Source organism: Catalinimonas alkaloidigena (assembly GCF_900100765.1).
Lineage (GTDB): Bacteria > Bacteroidota > Bacteroidia > Cytophagales > Flexibacteraceae > Mooreia > Mooreia alkaloidigena.
Genome location: NZ_FNFO01000005.1, coordinates 285,642 through 302,700, shown reverse-complemented (window position 1 = coordinate 302,700; position 17,059 = coordinate 285,642). Strand labels below are relative to the sequence as shown.

General features: G+C 57.1%; 13 protein-coding genes. 8 read left to right on the top strand and 5 right to left on the bottom strand.

The genetic code is table 11. The features are described 5' to 3' along the window. Positions 1–13 precede the first annotated feature (13 nt). The 6 genes from BLR44_RS14960 to BLR44_RS14935 all read left to right on the top strand — a co-directional run bounded on the left by BLR44_RS14960 (position 14) and on the right by BLR44_RS14935 (position 9,129). Positions 14–1,858, top strand: a complete 1,845-nt coding sequence (locus BLR44_RS14960; RefSeq protein WP_089683573.1) for a RagB/SusD family nutrient uptake outer membrane protein — start codon at positions 14–16, stop codon at positions 1,856–1,858. 46 nt (positions 1,859–1,904) lie between these two features. Further along, positions 1,905–3,491, top strand: a complete 1,587-nt coding sequence (locus BLR44_RS14955; protein ID WP_176956061.1) for a DUF4957 domain-containing protein — start codon at positions 1,905–1,907, stop codon at positions 3,489–3,491. 124 nt (positions 3,492–3,615) lie between these two features. Then, positions 3,616–5,043 (top strand): pectate lyase family protein, encoded by a 1,428-nt coding sequence (locus BLR44_RS14950; RefSeq protein ID WP_245706074.1) that lies wholly within the window; start codon positions 3,616–3,618, stop codon positions 5,041–5,043. A gap of 224 nt (positions 5,044–5,267) precedes the next feature. Continuing rightward, on the top strand, positions 5,268–6,593 hold the full coding sequence (locus BLR44_RS14945; RefSeq protein ID WP_317042791.1) for a pectate lyase family protein: 1,326 nt from the start codon (positions 5,268–5,270) through the stop codon (positions 6,591–6,593). A 42-nt stretch (positions 6,594–6,635) separates the two neighbouring features. Then, positions 6,636–7,406 carry a rhamnogalacturonan acetylesterase gene (locus BLR44_RS14940; RefSeq protein WP_089683318.1) on the top strand — a complete coding sequence of 257 codons (771 nt, stop codon included), beginning with the start codon at positions 6,636–6,638 and terminating at the stop codon, positions 7,404–7,406. A gap of 91 nt (positions 7,407–7,497) precedes the next feature. Next, the gene (locus tag BLR44_RS14935) at positions 7,498–9,129 is read left to right on the top strand and encodes a glycoside hydrolase family 43 protein (RefSeq protein WP_089683316.1); all 1,632 of its coding nucleotides are present in this window, start codon (positions 7,498–7,500) and stop codon (positions 9,127–9,129) included. A 106-nt stretch (positions 9,130–9,235) separates the two neighbouring features. On the opposite strand, the gene BLR44_RS14930 is transcribed toward BLR44_RS14935, so the two are convergent. Together BLR44_RS14930 and BLR44_RS14925 are read right to left on the bottom strand one after the other, a co-directional pair. Next, positions 9,236–9,694 carry a hypothetical protein gene (locus tag BLR44_RS14930; protein ID WP_089683313.1) on the bottom strand — a complete coding sequence of 153 codons (459 nt, stop codon included), beginning with the start codon at positions 9,692–9,694 and terminating at the stop codon, positions 9,236–9,238. A gap of 201 nt (positions 9,695–9,895) precedes the next feature. Continuing rightward, positions 9,896–10,972, bottom strand: a complete 1,077-nt coding sequence (locus tag BLR44_RS14925) for an acyltransferase family protein (protein ID WP_176956060.1) — start codon at positions 10,970–10,972, stop codon at positions 9,896–9,898. A gap of 605 nt (positions 10,973–11,577) precedes the next feature. Here BLR44_RS14925 and BLR44_RS14920 point away from each other — a divergent pair. Continuing rightward, entirely contained in the window at positions 11,578–11,853 is a 276-nt protein-coding gene (locus tag BLR44_RS14920) for a hypothetical protein (RefSeq protein ID WP_089683306.1), read from the top strand. 3 nt (positions 11,854–11,856) lie between these two features. On the opposite strand, the gene BLR44_RS14915 is transcribed toward BLR44_RS14920, so the two are convergent. Further along, positions 11,857–12,642: a DUF3050 domain-containing protein gene (locus BLR44_RS14915; protein WP_089683303.1), complete on the bottom strand. Its 786-nt coding sequence runs from the start codon at positions 12,640–12,642 to the stop codon at positions 11,857–11,859. Positions 12,643–12,799: 157 nt separating this feature from the next. Then, the gene (gene lepA / locus BLR44_RS14910; RefSeq protein ID WP_089683300.1) at positions 12,800–14,587 is read right to left on the bottom strand and encodes a translation elongation factor 4; all 1,788 of its coding nucleotides are present in this window, start codon (positions 14,585–14,587) and stop codon (positions 12,800–12,802) included. Between the two features lie 91 nt (positions 14,588–14,678). Here lepA and BLR44_RS14905 point away from each other — a divergent pair, with 91 nt between their 5' ends. Then, positions 14,679–15,818 (top strand): DegT/DnrJ/EryC1/StrS family aminotransferase, encoded by a 1,140-nt coding sequence (locus BLR44_RS14905; RefSeq protein WP_245706073.1) that lies wholly within the window; start codon positions 14,679–14,681, stop codon positions 15,816–15,818. A gap of 37 nt (positions 15,819–15,855) precedes the next feature. Here BLR44_RS14905 and BLR44_RS14900 read toward each other — a convergent pair whose 3' ends face one another. Beyond that, the gene (locus BLR44_RS14900; RefSeq protein WP_089683294.1) at positions 15,856–16,932 is read right to left on the bottom strand and encodes a glycosyltransferase family 4 protein; all 1,077 of its coding nucleotides are present in this window, start codon (positions 16,930–16,932) and stop codon (positions 15,856–15,858) included. Between the last annotated feature and the right edge of the window lie 127 nt (positions 16,933–17,059).

Below are 17,059 nucleotides of genomic sequence, written 5' to 3'. Positions count from 1 at the left end.
AGTCATGTCCATCATGAAATATAAATTTCCTCTTCTTCTGACCGTCGTCGCGCTACTGACCGTGGCGTGTAAAGAAGACTTCCTGGATACCGACTCGCCCTCGGCGTTCACGGAAGACTACATTTTCTCGCAGGAGACCGATGCTGCCAAGGCGCTGTATGGCGTATACGCCATGTTCAACCAGGACGCCTTCACGTCGCGGGTATCGAACAACTTCACGGGCAATACCGACATCGAGTGTGGCAGCGTGGGGTCGGCTCCCGACAACTCGCGGCGCGACATCTGGTCGTTCGAGGCTTCTGACGCCAATGCCGACCTGTTGCGGGTGTGGGACAACGCCTACGTGGCCATCAACCGCGCCAACGAAGTGATCGAGGGCATTCAGAACAGCCCCATCTACGACGACCCCAACCATCCGATGATGAAGCAGTACCTGGGCGAAGCGCTCACGCTGCGCGCCATCTGGTATTATCTGCTGATGAACCACTGGGGCGATGTGCCCTTCAAAACCACACCGACCAAAGCGGGCGATAACTTTTACCTGCCCCGCTCGCCGCGCGATTCCTGCCTGACGGTGCTGATCCAGGATCTGGTGGATATTGAGGCCGACATGATGTGGGCCGATCAGTTGCCCTACGGCATCGAGCAGATCAACCGCGAATTCGTACTGGGCATGATTGCACGGCTGTCGCTGATGCGCGGGGGCTACTGGCTGACGCCCGACATGCAGATGGTGCGGCAGCCCGACTACCTCGATTACTATACGCTCGCCCGCGATTATGCGAAGAAACTGGTGGACCTGAAGCCCCATACGCTCAACCCCGATTTCCTGCAGATCTTCAAAAACGAGTGTGAGTTCATCAAACCGCTGAACGAAGACGTGTTGTGGGAAGTACCGTTTTATCCCGGCTCGGGCGATGTGGCCTGGAACAACGGTATCCGGGTCGATGCCGGGACGCACCCTTACGGTTCCGGCTCCAACTACCTGAGCTTTCCGCTGACCTACGTGTACTCGTTCGATACCCTCGACCAGCGTTTCGACGCCACGTGTGCCTTCTATTACTACGAGGACAACCTGGTGCAGAATCCGCAGAGCTACAGCTCCGTAGGGCCGGGGAAATGGAACCGCCTGTGGTTGCCCTATCAGCCGGGGGCTTCGTCTGCCAAAGGCACGGGCATCAACTGGCCGATGATGCGTTACACGGACGTGTTGCTGATGATGGCCGAAGCCGAAAACGAACTGAACGGCCCCACCGAACTGGCGAAGGGTGCTCTGCGGCAGGTACGCCAGCGCGCCTTTGACCAATCGGTGTGGGGCACGAAAGTGGACGCTTACATCAGCGAACACGGCGATAAAGAATCGTTCTTCCGGGCCATCGTCGACGAGCGCGCCTGGGAATTTGGGGGAGAATGCCTGCGGAAATACGACCTGGCCCGCTGGAACCTGTACGGCGAGAAAGTGGCTCAAACCCGCAACGACCTGATTCAAATGGGCAAAGACGCCTACGCCGGCGTTGGCAAGTGGGCCGCCTACCCGCATTACCTCTACTACAAACTGCAGGAGCCGATGCAACCGATGCTGATCCTGAATAAATTCCGGCAGCCCGAAACGGAACCCGCGCTCGAAGATTCGCCGAACGTGGGCGACAATCCGGACGGCTGGATGCGTCAGAGCTGGTTGCTGGGACTTTACAATACATCGACCGGCGAGCCTTCCGACTACGTGATGCGCCAGTGGCGCGGCTACACGGACAACACAGGCCAAATGCCGGTGCGCTACATTTTGCCGCTCCACAGCTCCACCATCAGCAGCAGCCAGGGCGTGCTACAGAACAATGGCTATAACTATGGCGAGTAAGGCCGCGGTTATTCAAAAAATCAACCTACTAACGAAGAGCACAGAGATGATCAAACATAAGCTATTTACCCACCGTAACGGCTACCTCTGGCTATGCCTGAGCCTACTCTTGCTGGGGGCGTGTAAACCTGAAGAAGAAGAACTGGGGCCGGTGCGGTTGTTTCGCCCCACCCTCAAAGAGCCTTTGATGTCGCAGGGCAACTGGGTGCAGGCCACGTGGCAGCAGGTCAAGGAAGCCAGCTCGTACACGGCCGAAATCAGTAAAGACACGTTCCAGACCGTTGCCGCCACGGTAGAAATCGACACCAACCTGGTCACGTTCGAAGGGCTGGAATGGGAGACCCTCTACCAGGTGCGGGTGCGGGCCAACTCGAGCAATCCGGAATTTAATTCCAAAATGGCCGAACTGGGCGAGATCAAAACGCCCCGGTTCCCGACCATCTGGATTCCGCCGACGAAGTTCGACGTGACCGACCGGGCTATCATTGTACGATGGAAAACCGAAGGCGCACCCGTGACGGCCATTCGGGTCTTGCTGGGAGCCGATTCGTCGCTGGTAAAACAGGTGGAAGTAACGGACGACGACCGCGCCGCCGCCATGAAGCTCATCGACGGGCTGCAACCGTCTACCAACTACTTGGTGTACCTGATGAGCGGTGAGGCCGAGCGCGGCTGGGGCAACTACGTAACGAAAGAATCGCTCGGCGCGGCCGATATGATCATCGACCTGACCGACATCGACGATCCGAATGCCCTGGAAGATACGCTCGATGCGGTGCCGGACGGTAGCGTAATTGTGCTGAAGAAGGGCGTGCCTTACACGCTGTCGTCGTACCGGTTCGGCAAATCGCTGACCATTGCTAGTGAGATTGACTTCAGCCCCGAGCTGGCCACCATCGAGGTGGGGAGCCTGGCGTTCGAAGAAGGCACTGAAATAGAATCGCTGACGCTGCGAGGCATTCGTTTTACGGGCGAATTTTCGTCTCACTACGTATTTAACATCGACAAGGCCACCACCGTCGGTACCATCAAAATCGAATCGTGCGAAATCCACAGCCTGCGTGGGGTGGCCCGGATCAAGACGAGCGCCGTACAGATCGATTCGTTTCTGATCAACAACTGCGTGATCGACAGCATCAGCGGCTACGGCCTTGTCAACATGGACAACGACGACGCCCACGTAGAAAACATCAAGATTTCGAACTCGACCATTTCGCAGGCGGAGCAGTTTATCCGCAGCAAAACCAGCACCAATTCGATTGTGATCGAAAACTGTACGTTGTTCGAAGTGACCAAGACCGGCTCGACCATGTTCGATTACCGGGGCAGCGACGGCGCGAACAACGTCAATCAGGTCAAAATCTACAACACGATCATCGGGCCGGGCTGGGATAGCGGCGGTGCCGAAAGCGTGGCGATCAAAGGCCGCAACGGCAACCTGAACGGCATCGACGTTTCCAACTCGTTCATCACGTCCGACTTCGAACTGTCCGACCCGGCGACCGAAATTCCTGGTTTGTCGGCCCACGGACGCCCCGCCGACGAGCTATGGGCCGATCCGCTCAACGGCGACTTCACCATCGTCGACAACAGTTTTAACAGCGTAGCGGGCGACCCGCGCTGGAATCCCTAGGTGTTCATAGATGCGGGGGCGGCTGCGGTGCCAAAGCAGTCGCCCCTCTTTTTATTTTTTCGTCATTCCCCTTGCTATGGTTCGCTCTTTATCCCTCCTGATTGGAGGTTGTATCCTCGCGCTCTTGAGTTGCAAATCCGGACCGACCGGGTCTACACCCGGGCCTGATCCGGAACCTGAAAAGCCCACTCCTGTCGAAGAAGCGGCGCTCGCCTTTCCCGGGGCAGAGGGCTTCGGCCGCAACGCTACGGGCGGGCGGGGCGGCAAGGTGCTCTACGTTACCAAACTGACCGACGACGGTTCGCCGGGCACACTGCGCTACGCCATTAACCAGGCCGGTCCGCGCTACATTTTGTTTCAGGTATCCGGCACCATTTCCCTGCGGTCGCGCCTCGACATCAAAAATGGCGACGTCACAATTGCGGGACAAACGGCGCCGGGCGATGGCATTTGCCTGAAAGACTACCCCGTCACCATCAGCACCGACAATGTCATCATCCGGTACCTGCGTTTCCGGATGGGCGACGAAGCGCAACAGGAAGCCGACGCCCTGGGCGGGCGTTTTCACCACGACATCATCATCGACCATTGTTCCATGAGCTGGTCAACCGACGAGTGTGTCTCGTTTTATGCCAACGAAAATACGACGGTGCAGTGGTGTCTGATTGCCGAGAGCCTGCGCAATTCGGTGCACGACAAAGGCGCGCACGGCTACGGCGGCATCTGGGGCGGGCGAAAAGCCTCGTTTCACCACAACCTGCTGGCGCACCACGACAGTCGTAATCCGCGTCTGGGCGAAGAGGCCGGCAAAGCCTTTGCATTGACCGATCTGGTCGATCTGCGCAACAACGTATTCTACAACTGGGGCAACAACAGCACGTACGGCGGCGAAGCCATGAACGTCAACATCGTCAACTGTTATTACAAGCCCGGCCCGGCCACCAAAAAGCGGCAACGGATCATCTCGATCGATAAAAATACCAACGAAGGCACCGACGTCTACGATACCTGGGGCAAGTACTACATCGCCGGGAACGTGATGGAAGGAAGCCCCGACGTAACAGCCGACAATTGGACCTACGGCGTGTTCAACCAGTTTCACAGCAAGTACGGTACTGTATCGGACGAAGAAAAGGCCGCCATCCGGCAGGCGGAGCCGCATCCGATCAACGACAACGTCACGACACACACGGCCGCCGAAGCATACGACAACGTGCTGGCGTACAGCGGGGCCTCCCTGCACCGCGACACGGTAGACGCCCGTGTGGTACGGGAAGTCCAGACCGGATTGTTCACTTTTTCTGGCTCAAACGGCAGTAGCAACGGCATCATCGATACGCAAAGCGACGTAGGAGGATGGCCCGAACTGCGTTCGGCCGAGCCGCCGCTGGATACGTCGGGCGATGGCATGCCCGATGCCTGGAAAACCGAAAAGAAACTGGACCCCGCTCAGGATAATGCCAACGGCCACGACCTGAGCACAGGCTACGAGAACGTAGAAGTCTATTTTAATAGCCTGGTGCATGAAATCACCGAACGCCAGGTCCAGTAAGCATTACGCCTGGCCGCAAAACCTTCTGCGAGGGAGATGAGGACGATGTGCAGCGAAAGGGGGCCGAAGGGGAATTGAACGCCCCTTTCCTGCGCATCATTCATCCGATTCGGCAGGAAAGCGTCCCGAGTGGGTATACTCAGGGCCGGAGTTCGTCTTTCTTGATAAGGAGCAAAGCGCCCCCAACGTTTAATAAGGCTGACATGGAGAAGTTACGCATGAGTATGAACTGGATTTTTCGCCTGAGCCTGGTGGTCGTGACCCTGGGAAGCACCGTGGAAATGCACGCACAACCGCTGGCGTTTCCGGGGGCAGAAGGCTTCGGTGCGCATGCTACCGGCGGGCGGGGCGGAACGGTCTATGTCGTGGAGAACCTAAACGACGAAGGGCCGGGCAGCCTGCGCGAGGCGGTGCGTAAACACGGGCCACGCATCATCGTCTTTGCCGTGTCGGGCACCATTGCCCTGAAATCATCGCTGGACATCAACAACGGTGATCTGACCATCGCCGGGCAGTCGGCACCGGGCGACGGCATTTGCCTGAAAGATTATCCGGTCAACGTCAAGGCCGACAACGTCATCCTCCGGTACCTCCGGGTGCGCATGGGCGACGAAACCAAGCAAGAGGCCGACGCTCTGGGCGGACGGAAGCAGGACCGCGTGATGATCGACCATTGTTCCATCAGTTGGTCGACCGACGAATGTGCGTCGTTCTACTGGAACAAGAACTTCACGATGCAGTGGTGCATCATCTCCGAAAGTCTCAATGAATCGGTGCATCACAAAGGTGACCACGGGTACGGGGGCATCTGGGGCGGCGAAGGCGCCACGTTCCACCACAATCTGCTGGCGCACCACACCAGCCGTAATCCCCGCTTCAGCGGCTCGTCCTCTACGCCTAACACCGATAAAGAACTGGTCGACTTCCGCAACAACGTGATTTACAACTGGGGCGGAAACAGCATCTACGGCGGCGAAAAAGGGCACTACAACGTGGTCAATAACTATTACAAGCCCGGACCGGCCACCGAAAAATCGAAGCGCGAGCGCATCATCGCCCCGTGGGAACCCTACGGACAGTACTACATCCACGGCAATTACATGGTCGGCAGCGAAGCCATCTCGGCCCACAACTGGGAGGGGGGCGTACAGGCCGACAATCCGGCCGCAGCGCGTCACCCGGAACCCTTTCCGGCCCCGGCGTTGGAAGATGCGCAGGATGCCGTCACGGCCTACGAAGCGGTGCTCAAAAAGGCGGGCGCCAGCCGCGTGCGCGATGCGGTCGACCAGCGCATTGTCCGGGAAGTGCGTGACGGAACAGCCACGTTTGGCACGGGCATTATCGACTCACAGGCGCAGGTGGGCGGGTGGCCCGAACTGAAGTCGACCGATCCTCCGGCCGATCAGGATCGCGACGGCATGCCCGACCGCTGGGAGAAGAAGCACCGGCTCGATCCTCGCGACAGCGCCGATGGTGCGCAGCACACGCTGAACCCCCTGTACACCAACGTGGAAGTATATCTAAACGAATTGGCCGAGCGGCCATTATAATTTTACACCCTGACCTTCTACCTTCTAAAAACCTATTTCCGGATGCGTTTTCGTGCTCTCCTGCTGCTTTTGGGCCTGATGTCGTTTACCGTGCTCAAGAAACAACCGACGCAGGTGTTTCTGGTCGGCGACTCGACCATGGCCGACTATACGACTTACGACGAAGATTATCAGAAGAAACGCTACCCGCTGATGGGATGGGGGCAGGTGTTCCAGCATTTTATGAGTGCCGATAGCCTTGGCAAAGTGCGGAATCTGATCAAGACCGACAGCGTGTTGGTGCGCGATGTCGCGCGCGGCGGCCGCAGCACCCGCACTTTTTTTGAGGAAGGGCGCTGGCGGAACGTGTACGAATCGCTGCGGAAGGGCGATCTGGTACTGATCCAGTTCGGGCACAACGATGCCGCCAAGGAGAAAACGGAGCGGTACGTCAACGAAGCGGGATACAAAGAATACCTCCGGTTGTTTGTCCGCCAGACCCGCGAAAAAGGAGCGCGTCCTATTCTGCTGACGCCCGTGGCACGGAACTACCCTTGGGAGAACGGACACCTGGCCAACGTTCACGGCGACTATCCGCAGGCGATGAAGGAAGTGGCGCAGGAACTGCAAGTCGACCTGATCGACCTGAACCAGCTATCGATGGATGCGTTCTCGGACCGGGGGAAGGAGTACGTGACGGACCATTATTTTATGAATCTGCCCGCCAACACCTACGAGGCCTATCCCGACGGGCAAAGCGACAATACCCACTTTCAGCCCGAAGGGGCCGAAGCGGTCGCGCAACTGGTCTTTCAGGGACTGCAAAGGTTATAAAGCCTCACGTAGTGAATACATATAGGATGGAAGTAGAGGCCTGTGCTCAAAGCGCTTTTGTTTCTGTCATTTGCCCATTTGTTATTGATACATGAAGTATTTCGTAGCCGTCGGACTGGCGGCAGGTATGTGTAGCGCAGCGTTCGCGCAAAAAAGCGCCGCCCCCGTTTCCAGCGTGTGGGTGGCCGACCAAGGTGCCACGTACAAAAATCCGATTCTCTACGCCGACTATTCCGACCCCGATGCCTGCCGTGTGGGCGACGATTTTTACATGACGTCGTCGAGTTTCAACGCTGCACCCGGTTTGCCCATTCTGCACTCAAAAGACTTGGTGAACTGGGAACTGATCGGCCATGCGTTGCCCCGTCAGGTACCGATTGCGCATTTTGAGACGCCCCAGCACGGCAATGGCGTATGGGCTCCTGCCATTCGGCACCACGACGGCGAATTCTACATCTACTACCCCGATCCTGACTTCGGGATTTACGTGACGAAAGCGCAAAATCCGGCCGGACCCTGGTCTGACCCGATTCTGGTGGAAGGGGGCAAAGGGCTGATCGATCCGTGTCCCCTGTGGGACGACGACGGGCAGGTCTACCTCGTCCATGCCTATGCCGGGAGCCGGGCGGGCATCAAAAGCGTGATCGTGGTGAAGAAGATGAACCCGGAGGGGACCAAAACGCTCGACACCGGCGTGCTGGTTTACGACGGGCACGAAACAGACCCGACCATCGAAGGCCCGAAGTTTTACAAACGCAACGGCTACTACTACATTTTTGCGCCGGCCGGGGGTGTTCCCACGGGCTGGCAATTGGTCTTGCGCTCTAAAAATATTTACGGACCGTATGAACGCAAAGTAGTGATGGAACAGGGCCGGACGGACATCAACGGACCTCACCAGGGGGCGTGGGTCGACACCCCGACCGGCGAAGACTGGTTTCTGCATTTCCAGGACCAGGGACCGTACGGGCGGGTGGTGCACCTCAATCCCATGCAGTGGAAAAACGACTGGCCCGTGATTGGGGTGGACAAAGACGGCGACGGGACGGGAGAGCCGGTCCATACGTACCAGAAACCTAATGTTGGCAAAACCTACCCGAAGGTGACGCCGCCGGAATCGGACGAGTTCAACGACGCGCGGCTGGGCCTCCAGTGGCAATGGCACGCCAATCCGCAACCGTACTGGGCTTTTCCGAACCCCGCGAAGGGCGTGTTGCGCATGTACACGATGCCGGTGCCCGATAGCGTACCCAACCTGTGGAATGTGCCCAACCAATTGTTCCAGAAATTTCCGGCCGGTGTGTTTCAGGCCACCACAAAACTGACGTTTACCCACAATCCGAAACTGCAAAACGAAGAGGCCGGGTTGGTGGTGATGGGCTACGACTACGCTAACCTGACGGTCAAAAGCCAAGAAGACGGTCTGCATCTGATGCACGGCGTAGCGATGGATGCGGAAAAAGGGGCGCCCGAAAAAGAGACGGAAATCACCCGGCTGAAAGATCCGACCGTTTACCTCCGCGTCACGGTGACCCCCGGTGCGAAGTGCCAGTTCAGTTACAGCACCAACGGCAAAAGATTTACGCCGGTCGGCGATGTGTTCGAGGCGAGCGAAGGCCGTTGGGTCGGCGCGAAAGTGGGGCTGATGTGTACCCGCCAGGCGCAGACCAACGATGCCGGCTACGCCGATTTCGACTGGTTCCGCATCGAGCCGGTTAAGTAGCTACGCGCGCGAGACGAGCCCTCGTCAGGTATCCTTCTTTACTTCCATACCCAGTTATCTAGCAAGCAACTCGGGAGCGGGAGGGTGCCTGCCGGGGGCTTTGGCGTTAGACAAGGGCTTCGATTACCAACGTCCGGCCGCCGAATTGCACCGCGTCGCCGGTTGATTTGCCCTGCAAAAGTTGCCCGATGGGCGAGGCAAGCGAGACGGTAAAGTACGTCTGCCCTTCCGCGTCGACCTTTCCCAGTCCGATGGCCAGCAGGTAGGTGCCCTGGGTCGTAGCAACCAGACTTCCAAACTCTGCCTTTGCATACGTTTTGGTAAGGTCCACCCGGGCCAGTTCGTTTTTAAGGGCCAGCGCTTTGCCGAGTTGAGCCTCGTGTCGGTCCATTTCGATCTGCATCATGGCACGCCCGGTCTCGTATTTATCGCCTGCCGTACTCTTGGTCTCGCCGTCCCGCGACTCTTTCGCCGACGCAATGGCTGCCTGAGCCGTCGCGATCTTTTCATCCACCACAGCATGCAGCTGGGTCAATAAAGCTTCTTTCTGGGTACGGAGTGACATGGACGTGGTCGGAAACGGTACGGACGGCAAAGGTACTACTCACGATCAAAACCCTTGCGGGTCGCCCGCACTGGGGCACCAACTGTTGGGTTATGCGCGGTTACGCGTTGTTGGGTAAGCCCCACTAATCCCGCCCGTTACAGAAGGTCGAGCGGATATGGGCCTGATGGTGATGCAAAGAAAGCCTTGCCGGGCCGCCCGTCAGGAGCCGATCAGGTAGCGCGAATACTTGCCGAGTACTTTTTTAATCAACATGCTGACCCAAAGGGTAATCAGGCAAATCAGGGCCGTATAGAGCAGCGAAATCGGGGCAATCAGGTAAAGCGGCAGCGTCATGATCACCTCGTAAATCTGTTTTTTGATGAAGTACACGTCCACGATGGTGTGCAGAAAGAAGATGGAGAAACTGTACACCGCAAACTGGTCGAGCAATTTGACTTCCACGTGTTCGTACCGCATCAGGAATACGAAAATCAGGAATGTAAACGCCATTTTCTGTACGTAATACAGTGCTTCAAGCACGCCGTCGGGCTGGCTGGGGTACAACCGCAACCAGAAAAGCACACCCGACAAAACGACCGCCACCAGCGCAATCCCGTATTTGTACTGTTGAATGACCCGCACGAATGCGTCGTAGTTTCTGGCGGCGTACATGCCCCACAGGTAAACCGGCATAAAATACATGTAGAGCTCGAAGCTCACTTCAACGGCCGTGCGCGTACCGAACAGCGGTAGGAAGCTACAGATTAGCGTCAGGGCATTGAAAATCCGATCGGGAATTTTGAGCAGCAGGGGGCTGATGAGGAACACCAGCGCAATGAACGGAATGTACCAGTACTGCACCTGTATGCTCCCGGTCAGAATCGCCTCCGCCCAACCCTGGCCCAATTCACCCAGGGCCGCTTGCTTGATCAGCGAAAGATTGCTGGCCAGAAACAGCCCGGTCGTGATCAGTATATACGGCAAAAGCACGTTGAGGAACTTGCTTTTGTAGTACTTCCAGGTATCGAAATTGGAGGAGAGATAGGCAAACAGAAATCCGGAGATAAACAGGAAATAGATGGTCGAAGCGTGGAAAATCACCTCTCTGAAATGGCTGAGAAACACTACGTCGGGCGTGTCTTTGTACTTCTCCGGGAAAAACCAGATGTGAATGAACGCAATGTTGAGGATGGCAAAGCCGCGGAAATAGTGGACGTGCCGTAAAAACTTCCTTTTAGAAGACTTAGGAGCCTGAGGCACCTCGAGTGTCGTAGACGTTTCTGCGTTTGGATGCATAGTTTTCAACGTTGATGACGAGAGCGCAGCGCGCTGCATGGATACGTTCCGGCTCACCTATGGTCTGCTAAGTTGTACGAATACATGGTGATGAAAGCGCCAGGTGCCCTGCGCGACGACCGTACCGAAACGGACCGAAGCCAAGTGGCATTCCGAATGTATGCCCGTGAAGATCGGTTGGTAACCGTCGATTTTTCATAGAAAGCGAACAAACGTGCTGGTTAATGGTGCGATGTGTAAAAAAGTAGCCGTATGCTTCACAAAAGCGCTTCAAGCGTAAAAAAAGTCAGATAAAAAGCGCCCGCGTCGTCACGATCTGATAAGACTATTTTTGTGAAATATTGCTAAGATATAGTTATTTTTTAATACTATAAGACGGGGTTTAAGAAAAGATTTTCGGACACCATGGAGGACATTTCGTAAACCGCAGCCTGCGAGCGAGTTGCCGTTAAGGATGGTGAATTCGTTTGCCGGACGAAGGTAGGTATATTCCCTGGAAAAGAAGAGTGCCGCACCAGGAACCGGGGTGGCCAGAGGGCTGTATAATCGCCTCTTGCTGTAGAACAGGAAATGTAAAATCAGTCAACCACAAAAACTTGTCGTGTATGGGATTTGCCAGCCAGTCGCAGGATCGCTTTGAACAGAATCGTAACCTGTTGGGCAAGCGCACCACATTTGAAGCAATCAGCGACCGCTACCGCCGCTACCGCCGCTACCGCCGGGGTGCGCTGCACCTCAAAAAAGCTTCTCCGCAGGAAGTCGACGTATGGCGGCGGAAGATGCAAGCCGTTCGCCGGGACGAAAATTTCAAATGGGCTTTGGTGCTGACGGGCGTGCTGCTGTTGGCCGGTGCGCTCTTGTGGAGGGCTTTTGGCAAGTAAGCCTTACACGCGCGCGGGTTCGGCTTGTGTCAAGTGTTGGTAAATGCTGTCCCACAGGGCGATGCGTTGGCGCAACGCCGCCTGACTGATCTCCGTCGCTTCCTGCCACTTTTTAGGATCGTCGCCGCACAGTTCCTGAATCATTTGCAACGCCATGGGACCATGTTCGCCGCTGTCGACTTCGATATGGCGTTCCAGGTAATAAATCAACTTGCGCAGGTCCACGTCCGATTCGGCCTGTAAGTTCTTGACGATCTGAATGAACATATCAGGAATCAGGTCTTCGCGGCCAAACGTGAAAACGGCCGCAATTCGGTGCAGTTGGCCGGTGGCAATCACGTCGAACGTAAAGTCTACAAATGCCTGGGCCTGCGGCAGGTGCGCAAAGGCCGCCTCCGCTTCCGTGACTGACTGTCCCTGGTGAAGCCGATCGATAAACTCCCGGATCGGGGCGGTATCGGCACCGAGTTGTGCCATCGCTTCCAGGTACATTTCGAAGTGACTCATGGGCGCGCCTTCCTCATTCACATCGCTCTCTTCACCGAACACAATCTCGTTGATCAGTCGCCGGGCCACCGGGCTTCCCTGCGGCACCCACGGGACGGCCACGCAGGTCAGGTCGCGTTGCAACGCTTTCAGCAGCGACATAAAATCCCACACGGCAAACACGTGCGACTCCATAAACTGACGGATGTCGGCAACCGACCGGATGTGTACGTAAAGGGGATGGGTCAGGAGTTGGTTTCGGTACGGAACCAGGGTGCTTTCTAACAACTCGATGGCTTGCATAAATTCTAAGAATAAAATCGTTGATCGGGTGTGGGCGATTTAGGGCGTTGTGGACCCGCCGTGCCCGAAAAGTAAACGCAGAAGCGAGCCGGAAGTTTAAAAAAGAAGACTACGGCTTTTGACCGTAGTCTCGTATCGTTATCTGGGTAAGAACAGACTAGCTTTCCAGCTTCAGCACGGCCATAAAGGCTTCCTGCGGAATTTCTACGTTGCCCACCTGGCGCATGCGCTTCTTCCCTTTTTTCTGCTTTTCCAGCAGTTTCCGTTTCCGCGAAATGTCACCACCGTAACACTTGGCCAGTACGTTTTTGCGAAGGGCTTTTACCGTTTCACGGGCGATAACCTTGGTGCCGATGGCCGCCTGAATGGCGATTTCAAACTGTTGGCGGGGCAGAAGTTCGCGGAGCTTTTCGCACAGGCGTTTGCCCCAGTCGTAAGCCTTGTCGCGGTGCACGATGGCCGACAGCGCATCCACTTTCTCGCCGTTCAGCAGAATGTCGAGTTTTACGAGATGGGACGGCCGGAAGCCGATCAGTTCGTAATCGAGCGACGCATACCCCCGCGAAATGGTCTTCAGCCGGTCGAAGAAATCGAAGACAATCTCGGCCAGCGGCAGTTCGAACGTCAGTTCCACGCGGTCGGTCGTGAGGTACACCTGATTTTTCAGGATGCCGCGTTTGTCCATGCACAGCGCGATGATCGGGCCGATGTATTCGGCCTTGGAGATCATCTGGGCCCGTACAAACGGCTCTTCCACGTGGTCGATGTAGTTTGGCTCGGGCATGTCGGACGGGGCGTTGACCTTCGTCATCTCGTCCTTGGTCGTGTAAGCGTGGAACTGCACCGACGGCACCGTGGTGATGACCGTCATGTCGAATTCGCGCTCCAGGCGCTCCTGCACAATTTCCATGTGCAACATCCCCAGGAAGCCACAACGGAAACCAAAACCTAGCGCCGCCGACGTTTCCGGTTCCCAGATCAGCGCCGCGTCGTTCAGTTGCAGCTTTTCCATGGCCGCCCGCAGGTCTTCGAACTCCGACGTATCAACGGGATAGATCCCCGCAAACACCATCGGTTTCACGTTCTCGAACCCCTGAATAGCCGGACCGGACCGGGTGACGTGCGTGATGGTATCGCCGACTTTGACCTCGCGCGCTTCTTTGATGCCGGAAATCAGGTAGCCTACGTTGCCGGTCGAGATGGTGTCGCGCGCTTCCTGTTTCAGCTTCAGCACGCCGATTTCGTCGGCGTCGTATTCGCGTTTCGTGTTGACGAACTTAACCTTGTCGCCTTTTTTGATTTCGCCGTTGTACACGCGGAACAAGACTTCAATGCCCCGGAACGTGTTGTAAACCGAGTCGAAAATCAGGGCCTGCAACGGGGCCTGCGGATCGCCTTTCGGCGCAGGAATGCGCTCGACAATGGCTTGCAGAATTTCGTTGATGCCGATGCCGGCTTTTGCACTGGCACGGATGATCGAGTCGCGTTCGCAACCGATCAGGTCGACAATCTGGTCGCTGACCTCTTCGGGCAAGGCGCTCGGCAGGTCGATTTTGTTGAGCACCGGAATGATTTCCAGGTCGTGCCCGATGGCCAGGTATAAGTTCGAAATGGTCTGCGCTTCAATGCCCTGGGCGGCATCGACCACCAGCAACGCGCCTTCGCAGGCGGCAATGGCCCGCGACACTTCGTACGAGAAGTCAACGTGCCCCGGCGTATCGATCAGGTTCAGCACGTACGTTTCGTCGTTGTAGACGAAATTCATCTGAATGGCGTGGCTCTTGATGGTGATGCCGCGCTCGCGCTCCAGGTCCATATCGTCGAGCAGTTGCGCCTGCATGTCCCGATCCGAAACCGTCTGGGTGAACTCCAGGAGTCGGTCGGCCAGGGTGCTTTTGCCGTGGTCGATATGAGCAATGATGCAGAAATTACGGATGTGCTTCATGAATCAAGAATAATGTGCAAACTTAGCACGAATGCGGCGATTGTATGGAATGATAAAGCAAAAGGCCGCCGTTTGGTTCGTAGAAATCGCTGTGAAACGTCACGAAATCCCCCCGATCCCTTTTTTCTCGCTGGAGGCTACCAATGCCGACCTGGAACCGGAACTACAAACGGCGTTTGCCCGGTTCGTAGCGCGACAGTGGTACATTCTGGGCGAAGGCCTAGCTGCCTTCGAACAAGCCTACGCCCATTTCAGTGGAACGCGCTTTTGCGTCGGCGTCGGGAATGGCTTTGATGCCCTCTACCTGGCGTTGCGTGCGCTGCAGATTGGTCCGGGCGACGAGGTCGTGGTGCCGGCGCATACCTTTTCGGCTACGGCGCTGTCGGTATCGCATACCGGTGCGCGGCCCGTTTTTGCGGAGCCCGATGCGCAAACCGGTAACGTTACCGCTGCTACACTGGAGCCCTGCCTTTCGCCCCGCACGCGGGCGGTGGTGCCGGTCCATTTGTACGGACAACCGTGCGCGATGGACGCGATTCTGGCGCTGGCCGCGCGGCGGGGCCTCCAGGTGGTGGAAGACAACGCGCAGGCGCACGGGGCCACGTTTCAAGGCAAGACGACCGGCAGTTTCGGCCTGGTGAATGCGACTAGTTTTTATCCAACTAAGAACCTCGGCGCGCTGGGCGACGGGGGAGGGATCACTACAGACGATCCGGCGCTGGCCGATCAGTTGCGGCAGTTGCGGAACTACGGCTCTGCCGAAAAATACCACCATGCAGAAGCGGGTGTTAACTCCCGCCTCGACGAATGGCAAGCTGACGTCTTGCGATTAAAGCTGGCCCATGTGTCGCGCTGGACCGACCAAAGGCGCATCCTGGCCGCACGCTATCACACTGCACTGGCGGGCGTTGGCGATCTGCAACGGCCCGTCGTTGCAGAAGGCGCTTCGCCCGTCTGGTACCTCTACGTAGTGCGTACGGCCCGGCGGGACGCGTTGCAGCGTTACCTCGCCGACCGGCAGATCGGTACGCTGCTTCATTATCCTGTTCCGGTGCCGCTCCAACCGGTTTACGCCCGCGAGGGCTACCGACCCGGCGATTTTCCGGAAGCGGAGCGCTGGAGCGCCACCTGTCTTTCCCTACCCCTCTACCCGGGCCTGACGGAAGCGGCACAAACCCGCGTGATCGACGCCATTCGGGCCTTCTTCGCAAAAAAAGAGAGCGACGTTTAAGCCGCTCTCCCAGTTCAACCTGTTCCTTCGCCTCAACTCATTCTTCGACCAGGTGTTCCTCCAGCATGGACTGGTACAAGTGAAAATACTGAGTAGCCATGTGCGACGGTGAGAAATCGAGCGCCCGAATCCAGGCACGATGCCCCATTTCCCTGCAGCGCTTCGGGTTGTCGATCAGTTGCTGAAGGGTAGCCGCGATGGCGTCGTCGTCGTACGGATCGACATAAAGGGCCGCCTCGCCCCACAACTCGCGTAGAGTAGGCAGGTCGCCCACCACCAGAGCGCATTGAGACAAGGCCGCTTCCAGAATGGTGAACCCGAACGGCTCGTAGAAGGCAGGTAGGGCGTAGATGGCCGCCCGCGACAAACGCTCCGCGAGTTCTTCACGGGGCATTTCGCCTTCGTACACGACGTTCACCCGCCGACCCCGATCCGCGTCCGGATCGCTGGCCAGGTGCACCGGCCACGAAAGACGCGAAGCGATGCGTTCCAGGGCCATCACATTTTTCGCTTCGTTGCTGCGCGGGGCTGCACAGAACAGAAATTCTTCTTTGGGGCGTTGGTAGAAAGGGTCGCCCAGGCAAGCCGTCGGAATCACCTGTGCTTTGGGCAGGTCGCCGTAGTAATGCCGCAGCGTATCCAGCATCGCCTGTGTTGGCGTCACGATCCGGTCCACGGCGTTCAACTTCTTCCGTACGTTGCGGCGGTGTTGTTTCCACACCTCGCCTTCAATTTCTTCGCCTTTTACGGCTTCCCACCAGGAACAGACGCACGAATGCGCCACCACCACGGTCGGGACGTGCCAGGGCAGATGGGCGTACGTATAGCCATTCAGGTGCACCAGTTCAGAAGCGGTGCGGTGGGCTAGCGAGAGCAGCCATTCGCCGGCTTCTTCCGTTTCGTGATCGGTAATTTCAGGCCCAAAGGTTTTTTCGTGTAACTGGACAAGGGGGAGGTGGGCAAGCTGCTCGCGCTGCCAGGGGGTGAGTGTAGGACCGGTGTAAGCCAGGTTGATGTGAAATCCGAGCTTTTGCAATGCCCGGCAAAGCTCCACAGCGTAGGTCCAAATGCCGCCGACTCCGTCGACCGACATTAATAAAGTAGGCTGATACATAGGTGTAATCGTTTTGATGTGTAAGGCGGCAAAATGTGGTGTTTTACCGGTTGTTACGGTGGGTTGGTGGATGGATTGCTATAAAAAGGTAAGAATTATATACGGACTTCCGATGCACCGGGTTAGC

What these genes read in the sequence shown, in the direction of transcription:
- lepA (WP_089683300.1), bottom strand. Translation starts at nt 14,587, where the DNA reads ATGAAGCACATCCGTAATTTCTGCATCATTGCTCATATCGACCACGGC.
- BLR44_RS14900 (WP_089683294.1), bottom strand. Translation starts at nt 16,932, where the DNA reads ATGTATCAGCCTACTTTATTAATGTCGGTCGACGGAGTCGGCGGCATT.
- BLR44_RS14925 (WP_176956060.1), bottom strand. Translation starts at nt 10,972, where the DNA reads ATGCATCCAAACGCAGAAACGTCTACGACACTCGAGGTGCCTCAGGCT.
- BLR44_RS14915 (WP_089683303.1), bottom strand. Translation starts at nt 12,642, where the DNA reads ATGCAAGCCATCGAGTTGTTAGAAAGCACCCTGGTTCCGTACCGAAAC.
- BLR44_RS14945 (WP_317042791.1), top strand. Translation starts at nt 5,268, where the DNA reads ATGAACTGGATTTTTCGCCTGAGCCTGGTGGTCGTGACCCTGGGAAGC.
- BLR44_RS14960 (WP_089683573.1), top strand. Translation starts at nt 14, where the DNA reads ATGAAATATAAATTTCCTCTTCTTCTGACCGTCGTCGCGCTACTGACC.
- BLR44_RS14935 (WP_089683316.1), top strand. Translation starts at nt 7,498, where the DNA reads ATGAAGTATTTCGTAGCCGTCGGACTGGCGGCAGGTATGTGTAGCGCA.
- BLR44_RS14930 (WP_089683313.1), bottom strand. Translation starts at nt 9,694, where the DNA reads ATGTCACTCCGTACCCAGAAAGAAGCTTTATTGACCCAGCTGCATGCT.
- BLR44_RS14940 (WP_089683318.1), top strand. Translation starts at nt 6,636, where the DNA reads ATGCGTTTTCGTGCTCTCCTGCTGCTTTTGGGCCTGATGTCGTTTACC.
- BLR44_RS14920 (WP_089683306.1), top strand. Translation starts at nt 11,578, where the DNA reads ATGGGATTTGCCAGCCAGTCGCAGGATCGCTTTGAACAGAATCGTAAC.
- BLR44_RS14955 (WP_176956061.1), top strand. Translation starts at nt 1,905, where the DNA reads ATGATCAAACATAAGCTATTTACCCACCGTAACGGCTACCTCTGGCTA.